The 15,936-nt window shown below is 43.8% G+C and carries 15 protein-coding genes and 1 tRNA gene; 15 read left to right on the top strand and 1 reads right to left on the bottom strand.

Translation table 11 applies throughout. The features are described from left to right. Positions 1–9: 9 nt before the first annotated feature. From spoVT to VK080_RS03475, 8 genes are all read left to right on the top strand, one after another. Positions 10–546, top strand: coding sequence for a stage V sporulation protein T (spoVT, locus tag VK080_RS03510; RefSeq protein WP_324223405.1), 537 nt, complete (start codon positions 10–12; stop codon positions 544–546). Positions 547–699: 153 nt separating this feature from the next. Further along, positions 700–2,280, top strand: coding sequence for a polysaccharide biosynthesis protein (locus VK080_RS03505; RefSeq protein ID WP_324223404.1), 1,581 nt, complete (start codon positions 700–702; stop codon positions 2,278–2,280). Further along, on the top strand, positions 2,280–3,731 hold the full coding sequence (gene mazG, locus VK080_RS03500) for a nucleoside triphosphate pyrophosphohydrolase (RefSeq protein ID WP_324223403.1): 1,452 nt from the start codon (positions 2,280–2,282) through the stop codon (positions 3,729–3,731). The genes VK080_RS03505 and mazG overlap by 1 nt, the downstream gene beginning before the upstream one ends. 5 nt (positions 3,732–3,736) lie before the next feature. Then, the gene (locus tag VK080_RS03495; protein ID WP_324223402.1) at positions 3,737–3,994 is read left to right on the top strand and encodes an RNA-binding S4 domain-containing protein; all 258 of its coding nucleotides are present in this window, start codon (positions 3,737–3,739) and stop codon (positions 3,992–3,994) included. A 59-nt stretch (positions 3,995–4,053) separates the two neighbouring features. After that, positions 4,054–4,353 carry a sporulation protein YabP gene (gene yabP, locus VK080_RS03490; RefSeq protein WP_324223401.1) on the top strand — a complete coding sequence of 100 codons (300 nt, stop codon included), beginning with the start codon at positions 4,054–4,056 and terminating at the stop codon, positions 4,351–4,353. Beyond that, positions 4,350–4,949 carry a spore cortex biosynthesis protein YabQ gene (gene yabQ / locus VK080_RS03485; protein WP_324223400.1) on the top strand — a complete coding sequence of 200 codons (600 nt, stop codon included), beginning with the start codon at positions 4,350–4,352 and terminating at the stop codon, positions 4,947–4,949. The genes yabP and yabQ overlap by 4 nt, the downstream gene beginning before the upstream one ends. A 7-nt stretch (positions 4,950–4,956) precedes the next feature. Next, positions 4,957–5,337, top strand: coding sequence for a septum formation initiator family protein (locus VK080_RS03480; RefSeq protein WP_324223399.1), 381 nt, complete (start codon positions 4,957–4,959; stop codon positions 5,335–5,337). A 73-nt stretch (positions 5,338–5,410) separates the two neighbouring features. Then, positions 5,411–5,791 (top strand): S1 domain-containing RNA-binding protein, encoded by a 381-nt coding sequence (locus VK080_RS03475; RefSeq protein WP_324223398.1) that lies wholly within the window; start codon positions 5,411–5,413, stop codon positions 5,789–5,791. Positions 5,792–6,160: 369 nt separating this feature from the next. Here the strand turns inward: VK080_RS03475 and VK080_RS03470 are convergent. After that, positions 6,161–6,234 (bottom strand) — tRNA-Met (locus VK080_RS03470). Between the two features lie 238 nt (positions 6,235–6,472). On the opposite strand from VK080_RS03470, the gene spoIIE reads away from it, so the two are divergent. From spoIIE to VK080_RS03435, 7 genes are all read left to right on the top strand, one after another. After that, a complete protein-coding gene (gene spoIIE / locus VK080_RS03465) occupies positions 6,473–8,923 on the top strand; it encodes a stage II sporulation protein E (RefSeq protein ID WP_324223397.1) in 2,451 nt (816 codons plus the stop codon). A 166-nt stretch (positions 8,924–9,089) separates the two neighbouring features. Continuing rightward, positions 9,090–9,830 carry a VWA domain-containing protein gene (locus VK080_RS03460; RefSeq protein ID WP_324223396.1) on the top strand — a complete coding sequence of 247 codons (741 nt, stop codon included), beginning with the start codon at positions 9,090–9,092 and terminating at the stop codon, positions 9,828–9,830. Next, complete coding sequence (locus VK080_RS03455; protein WP_324223395.1) at positions 9,799–10,731, top strand: protein kinase domain-containing protein; 933 nt, start codon at positions 9,799–9,801, stop codon at positions 10,729–10,731. The genes VK080_RS03460 and VK080_RS03455 overlap by 32 nt, the downstream gene beginning before the upstream one ends. Before the next feature lie 95 nt (positions 10,732–10,826). Next, on the top strand, positions 10,827–12,218 hold the full coding sequence (gene tilS, locus VK080_RS03450; protein ID WP_324223394.1) for a tRNA lysidine(34) synthetase TilS: 1,392 nt from the start codon (positions 10,827–10,829) through the stop codon (positions 12,216–12,218). A 15-nt stretch (positions 12,219–12,233) separates the two neighbouring features. Next, positions 12,234–12,785 (top strand): hypoxanthine phosphoribosyltransferase, encoded by a 552-nt coding sequence (gene hpt, locus VK080_RS03445; RefSeq protein WP_324223393.1) that lies wholly within the window; start codon positions 12,234–12,236, stop codon positions 12,783–12,785. A gap of 352 nt (positions 12,786–13,137) precedes the next feature. Then, a complete protein-coding gene (gene ftsH, locus VK080_RS03440; protein WP_324223392.1) occupies positions 13,138–15,159 on the top strand; it encodes an ATP-dependent zinc metalloprotease FtsH in 2,022 nt (673 codons plus the stop codon). 291 nt (positions 15,160–15,450) lie between these two features. Further along, positions 15,451–15,936 (top strand): type III pantothenate kinase (locus VK080_RS03435; protein ID WP_324223391.1); only part of this gene is annotated, 486 nt, incomplete at its 3' end.

Raw genomic sequence — 15,936 nt, 5'->3', positions numbered from 1 at the left:
TTCCGACAAATGAAAGCAACAGGAATTGTACGTCGCATTGATGATTTGGGAAGGGTTGTTATCCCGAAAGAGATAAGAAGAACATTGCGTATTCGTGAAGGTGACCCATTGGAAATATTTGTAGACCGGGAAGGTGAAGTTATCTTAAAAAAATATTCCCCGATAAACGAGCTAAGTTCTTTTGCAACCGAGTATGCCGAAGCTTTGTTTGATTCGCTCAACTACCCGGTTCTTATTTGCGACCGTGATGAGGTTATTGCTGTAGCAGGTGAGTCTAAAAAAGATTATCTGAATAAAAATATCGGTTCACAGCCGGAAAAGACGATGGAAGATCGCACAATGGCTTATGAAACGGAACAGTCGACCGTAGAACTTATCAAGGGGGAGGAAGAACAGTTTGATTCGTATTGCATCAGTCCGATTATTGCAAACGGTGATCCAATCGGCTGTGTCATATTGTTTGCAAAAGATGGTCATAAACTGAGTGATGTCGAACAAAAGTCAATCCAGACTGCATCAAGTTTCCTGGCAAGGCAAATGGAATAACTTATCGGAAAAGCCTGCTCAATACTATAAGCATATCCAAGCGAAAAAAGTGCCATTATTTTTTAAATAGGGCACTTTTTTCGTTTGTACAAACGATTATAATGTCTTGTGCTATAATGAAGGCAAAATAGTTCTGATGGAAAGGCGTTTATCATGGGGGAAAATGTACACAGTAAACTGATGAAAGGTGCAATGCTTTTGACCTTGGCAGGCTTCATCAGTAAGCTACTGAGTGCCGGTTACCGGATCCCGCTGCAGAATTTGACAGGGGATTTAGGGTTTTATATTTATCAGCAAGTGTATCCGATTTTGGGTATTGCTTTGATGCTGGCTGTATATGGTTTCCCTTCTGCCATATCGAAAATGACAGCCGACTTAAAAGTGCAAGGGTATAAAATTTCATGGCAGCATTTCTATCTGCCGGTGTTTCTGCTGATGCTGTTGATGACGGGGAGTATTTTTCTGTTTCTGTTTTTTAATGCAGAAGTGATAGCCATGTGGGCGGGAGATGACAGGCTGCGGCATACATATGAACTGGCTGCCTTCATTTTTTTGCTCATTCCATTTTCTGCTCTGCTGCGGGGTGTGTTTCAGGGTGATCGGCTAATGAAACCGACAGCTTATTCACAAATCGGTGAACAATTTACCCGTGCAGCTTTCATTATTGCGGCTGCCGTATGGCTTTACAGTCGGCAGGGAAATATATATAGCATTGGACAAGCGGCTGTCATGGCTTCAATCATCGGTTCTCTGACAGCCATTACGATACTGCTTTGCTTTTTCTTCCGGTACAGGCCGTCAGAAAAGCAGCGGTTAACGGTTCCCTGGTCATATTATATGAAAACATTACTCATTTTAGGGATTATGGCAGCTTTGAATCATATGGTCCTGCTCATTATTCAATTTGCTGATACGTTTACACTTATTCCAAGTTTACAGGAATATGGGTTGTCCAAACATGAGGCGATGGAGGCGAAAGGTGTCTTTGACCGCGGTCAGCCGCTCATCCAGATCAGTACTGTTTTGGGGTCATCGTTTGCTTTGGCTTTAGTTCCGGCAGTATCGAAAGAAAAGCTGAAGCGGGATGCCAAAACGCTTCATGATTCGATCCGGAGTGCCATGCTTGTCAGTTTTTACTTGGCGGCAGGGGCAACAGCAGGCTTGGTAATGATTTTTCCGGAAACGAATATACTGCTGTTTCAAAATGACGCAGGTACGAATAGCTTGAGAATACTGGTTATCGCTGTGCTGCTCAGTTCTGTCGGCATAACGGCTGCCTCCATACTCCAAGGGCTTGGCTTTATGAAACGGACAGCGGGGTTTGTCGTGGTTGCTTTTTTCCTGAAATGGATCGGTAATCAGGTGCTGGTTCCGCTGTTCGGAATAACCGGCAGCGCCATCGCGACTGTCCTTGGTTTAGCTGCTTTTGCCGCATTCATGATGGCTGCATTAAAGCGAAAACTGCCTGCACTTAAGGTTGCAAAATATTTGAATTGGACCGCACTTGTATTGGCTATAATAGGTATGGCTGTTTTTTTAGCTTGTATGGACTACCTGTTTGAACCAATTACATCGAGAACAGGCTTATTTTTCTATGTCATGTTTATTTCGCTGGCCGGAGCCATGATTTATCTTGTTCTACTATTAAGATTGAAGGCTTTTAGCGAAAAAGAACTGTCCATGCTTCCGTTTGCCGGTATGTTAATTCGATTACATAAGGAGAGGGATCGTTAATGCGTCATCGTATCGAAGTCATCGGGCTTGGTGCCGGTGATTTGGATCAATTAACGCTTGGTATTTATAAAAAGTTAGTCAATCGTGATACACCATTATTTGTTCGAACGTCCGACCATCCGGTGGTGAAGCAATTGGAGGGTGAAGGCATCTCCTTCACATCGTTTGATCAATTTTACAAAACCATGGATCAATTTGTAGATGTCTATCAGCATATTACCAGTACGCTGCTTGAAAAAGCGCAGGATGGTCCCATTGTTTATGCTGTGCCCGGCCATCCGATGCTTGCCGAAAAAACGGTGCAGCTTTTATTGGAGCTGGAAGATGTTCCGGTAGAGGTTTCCGGCGGGCACAGTTATCTTGATGCGTTGTTCACGTCACTGAAGATTGATCCAATTGACGGGTTTCAATTTGTTGATGGCACGTCGTTTGACCGCGGTCAATTGGATTACCGACATCATATTGTGTTCAGTCAGGTATATGATGAGTTTGTCGCATCGAATGTCAAACTTGAACTGCTGGAAGATCTGCCGCCTGATTATCCGGTAAAAATCGTCGAAGCTTCCGGCACCGATCAGGAAAAAATCACCGACATTCATTTGGAAGAACTGGATAAAACGTTTCCCGGGATTCATAATTTGATTTCCATTTATGTCCCGCCTGTCCCGGATGAGATGCTGCATCATACATTCACCCGGCTGCGCGAAGTCATAGCCGCGTTAAGAGGGCCTGATGGCTGCCCGTGGGACCGTACCCAAACCCATGAAACACTACGGGAATACGCTATTGAAGAGGTCTATGAATTAATCGAAGCGATTGACGAACAGGATGATGACGGCATTGTGGAAGAATTGGGTGACATACTGCTGCAGGTGATGCTCCATAGTCAGATCGGTGAGGACGATGGCTATTTCACGGTTGATGATGTCATCCGTTCGATAACTGAAAAAATGATTCACCGGCACCCGCATGTGTTTGGCGACCAATCCGCTAAGTCAGTTGATGTTGTTTACAGGACGTGGGATGCAATAAAACAGGAAGAAAAAGGAGATCAGCGGAAGTCTGTGCTGGACGGGGTCCCAATCGGGCTTCCGGCGCTGGCAAAGGCTTTTAAACTGCAGAAAAAAGCAGCCAAAGTCGGATTTGACTGGGATGACATCCAGGATATATGGAACAAACTTCAGGAAGAGTTGGAAGAGGTGCAAGAAGCCATCACTGCACAAAACCAGCCGGAAATCGAAAAAGAACTCGGTGATGTATTGTTTGTACTTGCCAACATATCACGGTATTATAAAATTAACCCGGAAATTGCCCTGAATCAGACGAACCAAAAGTTTCTTTCAAGGTTTTCCCATATTGAAAGGGAACTGCAAGTACAGGGGAAAGATATTAGGGAGACGCCTCTGGAAGAAATGGATCATTATTGGAATCAGGCAAAAAGGAAAGAGTGATCGTATTGCGGCTGGATAAATTTTTGAAAGTTTCGAGGCTGATTAAACGCCGGACACTGGCAAAGGAAGTTGCGGGTCAAGGACGGATCACCGTTAATGGTCATCCTGCAAAAGCGTCTACGGTACTATCGGTTGGCGATGAGCTGGTGATCAGGTTCGGCCAGAAAGTTGTGACACTTGAAGTGACGGCATTGAAAGAAGCTGCGAAAAAAGATGAAGCAGACAATTTATATAAAATGATCAGGGAAGAGAAAGTCGATTAGGATAGTTCTATACTTGTCCTCTTTATCATACAGTAATAGTGATAAGGAGGGCGAAGTGTATGAATTATTATGAACAGCAACCCATTAACCGGACAGAGAAGGAGCATACGGTCAAAGTCAATAACCGAAAAAACCTGGAGATAACCGGTGTTAACGATGTTGATAGTTTTGATAATGAAGAATTTTTGCTGGAAACGGTGATGGGTTATTTAATCATCCGCGGCCAGAATCTCCAATTAAAAAACCTCGATGTCAGCGAGGGAATGGTGACGATCAAAGGTAAAGTGTACGAGCTTTCTTATGTCGATGAGCATCAACAGGGGAAAGCTAAAGGATTCTTTAGCAAGCTATTCAAATGACACTCGATGTCCAGTTCATCACAATGATTTCCATGACCGCCGGCGGATTTTACCTCGGAATGGCATTGGATACGTTCCGGCGTCTATCTGTTTATTGGAAGCAGCGTGTATTACTGGTATATGTCATGGAAATTAGTTTTTGGCTGATGCAGACATTGCTGTTATATTTTGTATTGTTCCAGGTGAATAGCGGTGAGTTGCGTGTCTATGTCTTTATTGCTATTTTATTGGGGTTTGCCATGTACCAGGCTTTGGCTGCCAATTCGTATAAGCGTCTACTGGAACATTTGATCAATGTCACCGTCAAGGTTTATCGTTTCCTGGTAAATGTCGTCAAGATGATTATTATCACACCGATCACATTTATCATTCAATTGATTGTGACGGTCATTGTTTTTATGGCAAAGTTATTATGGAACTTGATCCAGTACACTTTAAAAATTGTTGTAGCCCCGATTGTTTGGATCTCCAGAATAGTTTTTCGAATGCTTCCTCAAACAATTCAAAGAAAATTACACAAAATTGCAGGATTTTATAGTACAATAAAGAATACATGTAAGAAATGGATAAACAATCTGATGTCCAAGAGGAGGTAATTTTCCAGTGCCTTTCAAGAAAAAGAACGTGACACGATTGGACTCGAATTATATGCAGCAATATGATGCCTACATAGAAAGACAGAAACGAAAGAAACAGCGTCTGAAGCGCCGTCTGATTTTATTTTCCATTGTAGTGGCAATAGCCGTCGGCAGTCTGGCCACCTATCATTTTAATCAGAGAGCGCTCTATGAAAAGAAAGAAGAACAATATGAGCAGCTTCAGGATGAAATGGCAGCACTCGAAAAAGAGGAACAAAATCTGAAGGAAGAGATTAAACTGCTGAACGATGAGGATTATGTACTGGATATTGCACGGACCAATTATTTTTTCTCAAAAGAAGGCGAATTAATTTTTAAAATTCCTGAAGAAGATCCCACTTATTGACACACTTTTACAAGACTGGCTATAATATATAGGAAGTATACTTTTCAAAATTCTAAGGAGGAGCACTTTTTTTATGTCAATCGAAGTAGGCAGCAAGCTGCAGGGAAAGGTAACCGGTATCACTAATTTTGGGGCATTTGTGGAAATTGAGGAAGGGAAAACAGGCCTTGTCCATATCAGTGAGGTTGCCGACAACTATGTGAAAGACATTAATGATTACCTGAGCGTGGGCGATGAGGTAACGGTCAAGGTGCTTAATGTCCAGGATGATGGGAAAATTGGTCTTTCCATTAAGAAAGCGAAAGATCGGCCGCCACGTCAGCGGAATCGTCAGCGTTCGGAATCATTCGAATCAAAAATGAATAAATTTCTCAAAGATTCGGAAGACCGGTTAGCCTCTTTGAAGAAGCACACGGAATCCAAACGCGGAGGTCGAGGTGCTAAAAGAGGATAGCAGTTTGCTGTCTATGAAATATTGATATTAAAGTGAAACTTCATTCAGTTAAGTGCTTTTCTTCACTGAATGTTAGTTGTACAGAATCAGATATTTAGGGTCGGTTTGCCGCTGTTCTTTGGCGGCTTACTGACTGTTACATGCGGGATAGAGTCACTATAAATAAAAAAGCAGGCAGCACGTGCAGATCACTGTGGTACCTGCTTTTTTATCTGCATCAAAACGTCAAAAAACATATTTTATTTGGTATGAAAATCATGGAATCGAAATCCGCCAATGGGAAAGTTGAATTAATTGAACGACGTTAAAAAGGTTAAAAAGACAGCCTTCGGAAAGGCTGTCTTTTTATATTCACAGTATATTTTTTAATGGCGGTGGAGGGGATCGAACCCACGACCTTACGGGTATGAACCGTACGCTCTCGCCAGCTGAGCTACACCGCCAAATTCAGTCACAAAAAACATAATACAACAGCATTGGTTGTGTGTCAACAGCCCGCGTATAAAAATTCCTTGTTTCAACCGGAAAGATGACACCACTAAACAGAATACGGAACCAAATGTAGAAAATCGCTTGTCCACTTAGAAACCAGTCGAACGATTCTTTGGATTTGCTCTGTTATTTTGACAAAAAAAGAATGTATCGTGTGTTTTAATGAGTGGCAAGAAGGAGTGGTATAGTATGATAAATACGATTTCAGGAGCGGAATCCAAAGCTCTTGGCGTCAACCAGGGGCTGGTGGAAAAACTTCGCATCAAATTTTCCGCACAGATGAAAACATGGCTGTTGGAAAAAGGATGGCTATTTTTTCTTGTCGGTTTTTTGCTTGGACGGGCTGTTATTCTATCGGTCGTTTCCCCTTTTGCCGTTGCTTTTCTGGCTGCGATCTGGCTTATACATAGGGAGAAGGCTGCTAAAGTGATGCTATCCATTTTGGCCGGGGCGTTGAGTTTTTCGGTCACACACGGGATATTTATGACGCTCGCGATGATTCTGTTTGTTTTTCTGGCCGGCATTTTTAAGCATGTTAATAAGCAGCAAATCTTGATCCCGCTGTTTGTATTCATAGCCACAGCGGCACCCAGACTATTTCTTTATTCATTTTGGGGACAGCTGTCATCGTATGAATGGATGCTTTTATCAGTGGAAGGTGTTCTCGGAACTGTCCTGGTATTGATCTTTATGCAGAGTATTCCATTATTATCACCACAACGTTTTAAACCCACATTAAAAAATGAAGAAATTGTTTGCCTGATTATCCTTCTGGCATCAATTCTGACTGGTACGATCGGCTGGGAAGTCTATAATGCCTCGGTTGAACAAATTTTCTCCCGGTATTTTGTCATGCTGCTGGCATTTGTCGGGGGGGCCGCCATCGGATCGACCGTGGGTGTTGTGGCCGGTCTTATTTTGTCACTGGCCAACGTTGCCAACCTTTATCAGATGAGTTTGCTCGCGTTTTCCGGGCTGCTTGGCGGTCTTCTTAAGGAAGGGAACAAGATCGGTGTCAGTATTGGTTTAATGGTTGGGACGTTTCTTGTTGCCATTTACGCAGATGTGGCGGGCATTATACCGTCAATTATCGAAACATCAATTGCTATTTTCTTGTTTCTGATGACACCGTCAAGCTGGATCAAAAAACTGTCGAGGTATATACCCGGAACTGAGGAGCACACCAACGAGCAGGAGCAATATCTGCAGAAAGTCCGCAACGTAACAGCTAAACGCGTCGAGCAATTTTCTGATGTGTTTCAGGCACTGTCAAAAAGTTTTTCAGCTGCGGAAGAAGCGAAGGAAGATGCCATCAAAGCCAGACGTGAGACAGATTATTTTCTGAGCCAAGTGACCGAAAGAACGTGTCAGTCCTGTTTCATGAAGGAACGGTGCTGGGAGCAACAGTTTGATAAAACGTACGCCCTAATGGAAGATATAAAAGGCGATCTTGAAAGCGGCAATGAGCCGAATCGTAAGGCCATTCGTGCGTTTGAAAATCATTGTGTCAAGTCCAAAAAAGTGCTGGATACGATGAATGAGGAAATTTCTTTTTTCGAGGCGAACAAAAAACTGAAGAAACAGGTTATGGAAAGCAAACGGTTTGTTGCAGATCAGCTGCAGGGTGTTTCTCATGTTATGGATGATTTTGCAAATGAAATCCTTAAGGAACGAAAACATCACGAAAAACAGGAAATGCAAATCATGAATACATTGAAAAATATGGGAATTGCTCTGGAAAAGCTGGATATCTACCGGCTGGAAAAAGGGAATGTCGATTTGGAAATGACCCTCTCTTTCTATGATTATCATGGTGAAGGGTCGAAGCTGATTGCTCCCGTGTTATCCGATATCCTGAACGAAATGATTATCGTGAAAAAGGAAGAAGTCTCTCCATTCCCGAATGGGTATTGTCAGCTGGTATTCGGTTCGGCAAAGGAATATGTCGTTGATACGGGAATTGCCAATGCAGCGAAAGGCGGCGGACTAATTTCAGGCGACAGCTACCGGACGATTGAACTCGGGGAAGGCAAATATGCAATGGCCATCAGTGATGGAATGGGTAATGGCCAGCGGGCAAACGAAGAAAGTGAAGAGACATTAAGATTGCTCCAGCAGATTTTGCAAACTGGGATTCCCGAAAGTGTCGCGATTAAATCGATCAACTCCATCTTGTCTTTAAGAACAACTGATGAAATGTATGCCACACTGGATCTTGCGGTCATCAATCTGCACAACGCGTTTGTCAGATTTCTGAAGATCGGGTCAACACCAAGCCTGATTAAACGCGGTAATGAGATCATGAAGGTCGAGGCGAGTAATTTGCCGATGGGGATCATCCAGGAATTTGATGTTGATATCGTCGGTGAGCAATTGAAATCAGGCGATATTTTAATCATGATGAGCGATGGTATCCTGGACGGGCCGAAACATATTGAAAATATTGATGTATGGCTGAAACGGAAGGTACGAAACATGCAGACCGACGACCCGCAGGAAATGGCTGATTTAATTTTGGAAGAGGTTGTCCGGACGAGAGCGGGGGCCATTGAAGATGACATGACAGTGGTTGTTGCCAAGGTAACGAAAAACTCACCGCAATGGACGTCGATTCCGGTTTATACAGATCAGGCACAGTAATTTTCAGGCTTCATGGATCAAAAGCGAATCCGGGCAGTCCGGGGCAGTCGCATTCAGTGACGGCGGCCGGGCTGCCTTCTTTTTGGGCGGTTATTCGCACCTTATGCATGTATATTGTACAGCGTTTATGGTGATGATGGTAGTGTGATAGAAGGAGGTATGCCAGGTGAAAAAAGGAACATTGAAACAGATATTATTGATTACGGATGGCTGTTCCAACAAAGGTGAAGATCCGGCCGTGACAGCGGCGCTTGCAAAGCAGCAGGGGATCACCGTCAATGTCATCGGAATCCTTGATGATGATCAGACAGAAGATCCCGAGGGGCTGCAGGAAGTGGAAGACATTGCATTGTCAGGTGGCGGTATCAGTCAGCTGGTCTATAAACAGGCACTTTCACAGACGGTCCAAACCGTTACAAAGCAAGCAATGACCCAGACATTGCAGGGCTTTGTCAACCAGGAACTGAAACAGATTCTTGGGCCGGAACAGAGTCTTGAGGAAATTGAACCGGACAAACGGGGCGAAATTATGGAAGTTGTGGAAGATATGGGAGAGACGTGTGATCTGGAAGTGCTTGTTTTGACGGATACGAGCGCAAGCATGCATGATAAGCTGCCAACCGTCAAAGAGGCGCTGATTGATTTGTCGATCAGTTTAAACGCTCGTATTGGACGCAACCGCTTTTGTATTTTCAGTTTTCCCGGAAAACTGAAAAGTATTGAGAAGGTATTAGATTGGTCCCCCAAGCTTGATTCGATCTCCACAATCTTTCCAAAATTGACAAGCGGTGGCATAACACCAACAGGACCAGCAATCCGGGAAGCCATGTTTCAATTCGGCAAGAAAGGTTTATTAAAAAACTTGAGGGATGAAGATGAACCAGGCGTGGAAGAAGCAGGGTATTAATATAAGACCGGGAACGATCATTACCGGAAAATGGCATCAGCGCCGTTATGTGATCAAGAAAAAACTTGGAAATGGTGCCATCGGAACGGTCTATTTGTGTGAGACAAATGGTCAGTATGGTGCCTTGAAAATAAGCGAAAATGCAACATCTATGTCGATGGAAGTAAATGTACTGAAGTCACTCCAAAAGGTCCAGGGCAATCGTCTTGGGCCTTCTCTCTTCGATGTGGATGATTGGGAAATATCACGAAACAGGAAGTATGCGTTTTATGTGATGGAATACCTGCAGGGGGAGTCGTTGGCCAGTTTTATCAGCAGGCAGGGCCATAAATGGATTGGTATTTTCATGCTGCAATTGCTCGACGACCTGGAACATTTACATCAGGCAGGCTGGATATTCGGCGATTTTAAATCCGAGAATCTAATCGTACTTTCACAACCCCCGAAAGTACGCTGGGTCGATGTTGGCGGGACGACACAAATTGGCAGGGCCATCAAAGAATATACGGAATTCTATGATCGGGGTTATTGGGGACTTGGTTCAAGGAAGGCTGAACCAAGTTATGATTTATTTGCATTAGTGATGGTGTTTTTAAATATATATTACCCAAAGCGATTTGAAAAAGGAGCGAATCCTAAGGCTACCCTTTTGAAGAAATTGTATGATGTCCGGCAGCTGCGTGTATACAGGGGTTGCTTGAAAAAAGCACTTCTCGGCAGCTATCAGACGAGCGCTGATATGCGGTATGATTTATTAAATGCGATTAATCGGGCGAGACAACCAGGCAAATCAAATAAAGCCTCCAGCATTCAAGGTTCCGGCAAAGCCCCGCTCGCCGAGGGAGGCGGTATTATTCTGGCAGCTTTGTTTTATTATCTTTCGTCGCTGATGTTGCCATGATTTTGGAGCGTATAATGACACTTTGTCATGCGATGAAATTATGATAGAATAAAAGATGCATGTAAAAAGAGTCTTCTTAACTGAAAGGAATGGCCATGGATAACACAGTTCGCGCTTTTATTAAACGTCATCAGCTGGTAAAAGAACATTCAACTGTTTTGATTGCTGTCTCGGGTGGCCCGGACTCCATGGCATTGCTTCATTTTTTTTGGAATCATCGGACAGAATGGCATTTACGGTTGATTGCAATATCAGTCGACCATCAGCTTCGTGGTGAGGAGTCACTTGAGGATCTTGCGTATGTCAAAGCGTTTTGCCGGGAGCGGGATATTGAATTTGTTGGGATATCATTGGATGTGCCGGCCTATAAACAGGAAATGCAAATGAGCACACAGATTGCAGCAAGAGAACGCCGCTATCAATTTTTTGCAGAACAGATGAACACGTATCATGCAGACTATCTTGCACTTGGGCACCATGGAGATGATCAGGTTGAGACGGTACTGATGGGGTTTGTGCACTCGGCCAGTGTTCATTCATTGGCTGGTATTCCTTTAAAGCGGGATTTCGCATCCGGAAAGATTATCCGGCCTTTTTTATGTGTTACAAAAGACGCCATCGAAAATTATTGCCGGGAGCATGCCATTATACCAAGGAGAGACCCATCCAACGACGAAAATACATATACAAGAAACTATTATCGACATGAAGTCATTCCATTATTAAAAAAGAAGAACCGGAATATTCATCGGACAATCCAGCATTTAAGCAGGTCACTTCATGAAGATGAGGCATTTCTGGAGCAGGAAGCCGGAAAGATGGCTGAGCAGGCTGTTACATTTGATGATCAGAGAACCGCGGTTTACTTTGATATCCGGGTATTTAATTCATACCCGCATTCTTTACAAAGGCGTGTCTTTCATCTAATATTGAACTATCTGTATCATGACATTCCGAAAAAAATGTCATATGTCCATGAGGAACAATTTTTTGCGATGTTGAATGAAAGTCATGGTCATGTCCGGATTGATTTCCCTCATCATTTGGTATTGGAAAGATCCTATCAAACGATGTCTTTCTATTTCAAGAACAGAGCGTCTGATCCTTTGGCTTACCATATGCTGATTGATATCCCTGGTGAAACGGTACTGCCGAACGGGATGGTGATTTCAGCGGAAGTCACCAGTTTCCCGGACAGGGGTGATATGGTTTATGTCTGTGATAAAAGAAAAGTTTCATTGCCTTTGCATGTCCGGACACGCAAACCTGGTGACCGGTTGAGCTGGAAAGGGCTGAAAGGGAGCAAAAAAGTCAAGGATATTTTTATTGATGCTAAAATTCCATTAAATGAAAGGAATACATGGCCGGTTATAACTGATAATAATGATGAAGTCCTGTGGGTTGTCGGTTTAAAGAAGGGTGTGCCGCCGAAGCAAGTTGAAAATGGCACTTATATTCAATTGCGTTTCAAGAAAAGTGATGCTTGAAATAGGAGGAGCAGCATGCACAACGATATCGAAAAAATATTGATTACGGAAGAGGAAATTGCCGCAAAATGTGCGGAAATTGGAGAACAGCTGACAAAGGAATACGAGGGGAAATTTCCTTTGGCAATCGGTGTTTTAAAGGGCGCCATGCCATTCATGTCTGATATATTGCGCCGCATTCATACATATCTGGAAATGGATTTTATGGATGTGTCAAGTTACGGTGGCAAGATGCGTTCATCCGGTGAAGTGAAGATTGTAAAAGATTTGGATACAAAGGTGGAAGGCCGTGATTTATTGATTATTGAGGATATCATCGACAGCGGCCTTACATTAAGTTATTTGGTGGATTTATTTAAATACCGTAAAGCCAATTCCATTAAAATTGTCACACTGCTTGATAAACCATCCGGACGCACGGCACATATCAAAGCGGATGTTGTCGGGTTTGAAGTCCCGAATGAATTTGTGGTCGGCTACGGTTTGGATTATGAGGAGCGGTACCGTAACCTGCCGTATATCGGTGTGCTGAAACCGGAGATTTACAGCGAGGATGAACCCAACTAAAGCGAAAGAATATAACGTTCACAAAAAAATCATAAACAACCCTTTACGTGCGTGTTCAAAAAGGAGGACAACAAGGACCGAGAAGTTCGAGGCAGCGCAGTTTCGAGCAGCGGGCTTGCGCGTGTTGTGGTGACTTCGACGTTCGACACAGGACGTGTCGGTATTTAGTCGGAGGTCCTCTACCCCGACGTGTCATTGTTACCGGGCTTTGAACATCCGCTTTAATTTGTGCTGTATCATAAACGTATCAAGGGTAAAAAATAAAAAAGAAATTCAAGTACAATTAGTTGTGCCTTTACTTTTTTATATGGTACGATTGTTTGTAGTTTTTCCCGCTTGGAGGAGGTAAGGAATGAACCGGATATTTAGAAATGTTATATTCTATCTGCTTATATTCCTGGTCGTCATAGGCGTCATAGGAGTATTTAATGGCCAAAATGAACAGAGAGAACAATATAATGTGCAGGAATTCATGAGTGCATTAGAAGATGGGCAAATCGAGAAAATGACCATGCAGCCGGCTAATGGTATCATGCGTATTACCGGTGAAATGGGAGAAGGCGAACAATTTGTCGCCCAAGTTCCGGATACGAATAATGTTGTTACAAATATAACAAATCAGGCTCGCGAGCAAAGTCAGCTCAGTGTAGCAGAAGAGGAACAACCAAGCGGCTGGGTAACTTTTCTGACAACGATTATACCATTTCTTATATTAGGACTCTTTTTCTTCTTTATTTTAAGTCAGGCTCAAGGCGGCGGTGGCGGCCGCGTCATGAACTTCGGCAAGAGTAAAGCTAAAATGGTCAGTGATGATAAGAAGAAAGTCCGTTTTAAAGATGTTGCCGGGGCAGACGAAGAGAAACAGGAACTTGTCGAAGTTGTTGATTTTCTGAAGGACCCCCGCAAGTTCTCGTCAGTTGGGGCAAAAATCCCTAAAGGGGTGCTGCTCGTAGGCCCGCCTGGAACAGGTAAAACATTACTGGCCCGCGCTGTTGCGGGTGAAGCGGGTACACCATTTTTCTCTATTAGCGGCTCAGACTTTGTGGAGATGTTTGTCGGTGTTGGTGCATCCCGAGTACGCGACTTATTTGAAAATGCCAAGAAAAACTCACCGTGTATCATCTTTATTGATGAAATCGATGCTGTCGGTCGGCAGCGTGGTGCAGGTCTTGGCGGCGGCCATGATGAACGTGAACAAACATTGAACCAATTACTCGTTGAGATGGATGGGTTTGGTGTCAATGAAGGGATTATCATTATTGCTGCAACCAACCGTCCGGATATTCTGGACCCGGCCCTGTTGCGTCCTGGACGTTTTGACCGGCAGATTACCGTCAACCGCCCGGATGTCAAAGGCCGTGAAGAAGTGCTGAAAGTGCATGCAAGAGATAAACCGTTGGATGATACGGTTGATCTTAAAACAATTGCCATGCGCACGCCGGGATTTTCAGGCGCTGATCTGGAGAACCTGTTGAATGAAGCGGCGCTTGTCGCAGCGCGTTTTGATAAGAATAAAATTGGCAAAGACGATATAGACGAAGCCATTGACCGGGTCATTGCCGGTCCTGCCAAGAAGAGCAAGGTTATTTCGGAAAAAGAACGCAATATTGTTGCCCACCATGAAAGTGGTCATACGATCATTGGCATGGTCCTCGATGAAGCGGATGAAGTCCATAAAGTTACTATTGTACCGCGCGGACAGGCAGGCGGTTATGCCGTCATGCTGCCGAAAGAAGACCGCTACTTCATGACCAAGCCGGAGCTCTTCGATAAGATTACCGGACTATTGGGCGGTCGGGTTGCTGAAGAAGTGATTTTCGGTGAGGTGAGCACAGGCGCCCACAATGACTTTCAGCGTGCCACTTCCATTGCTCGTAAGATGATTACGGAATACGGCATGAGTGATAAAATTGGTCCGCTGCAGTTTACAAGCGGCGGTGGGGAAGTGTTCCTCGGCCGTGATATCCAGAACGATCAGAATTACAGTGATGCGATTGCACACGAAATTGATAAAGAAATGCAAAACTTTATTAATTATTGCTATGAGCGTGCGAAAAAAATTCTTACCGAGCATAAGGATAAGCTGGAATTGATGGCTCAGACATTGCTCGAAGTTGAAACACTGGACAGAAAACAGATCAAGTCGTTGTTTGAAGATGGTGTGCTTCCTGAGCCTGAGGAAGATGACAAGGAAGCGAGCGGAGACACGACTTCAGAGAGTGATGAAGATGTCAAAGTGAATATACAGTCCAAGGATAAAGAAGAACCTGAGCCTGAGTCACATGAAGAAGCCAAGAGCAAGGCTGAAAAGAAACGTGAAGAAAGAAAAGAAGAACAGGATTCATCTCCTGGTTCAGAGGATAAAAAAGAATAGTGCCGAAACATTCAGCCTCTCATGACATTGAGAGGCTGCTTTGTGCTTAGTGAAGTTTCGCTTCATCCCGCATGTAACGGACACTAATCCTCCGAGGAACGGGGGATTAGTGTCCGTAAATGTCCGATTCGGCTCGGGCCTGCACGATGCAGGTCACAAAGGCGTTGCCACAGGATGTGGCGAACTTAGCCTTTGTTCTTTATTAGCAGAGGAAAGCACTCTGCTGAATGAAGTTTCGCTTTATGATATAGTAAGAAGATAGAAAAGGTATACAGGAAGGTTTGGTAATCAATGCTTTTCGTGCTTGATGCAGGGAACACCAACACAGTGCTTGGTGTGTTTAAAGATGATACATTAATTCATGAATGGCGCATCAAAACAGATCGGCATAAAACCGAGGATGAGTATGCCGTCCTTGTGAAATCATTGCTGGAGCATGAGGCTATTTCATTCTCTGATATTACCGGGATGATTATTTCTTCCGTCGTCCCACCGATCATGTTTGCACTCGAAAAAATGTGCACTAAATATTTTCATCTGGAGCCAATGGTGCTTGGTAAAGAATCCGTTCGTTCATTTTTAAAAATGGCTTATCCCAACCCGGAAGAGATTGGGGCTGACCGGATCGTGAATGCGGTGGGTGCGATTGAGGAATATGGGGCCCCTCTCGTAATCATTGATTTCGGAACGGCAACGACCTATTGTTATATTGATGATGCAAAAGGCTACTGTGGTGGATTGATCGCCCCCGGGATTTTAATATCCATGGAAGCCCTT

It is taken from the genome of Lentibacillus sp. (genome assembly GCF_035301925.1).
Lineage (GTDB): Bacteria > Bacillota > Bacilli > Bacillales > Amphibacillaceae > Lentibacillus.
Note: the sequence above shows the minus strand (reverse complement) of the source record. Positions and strands in the feature narration are given on the sequence as shown.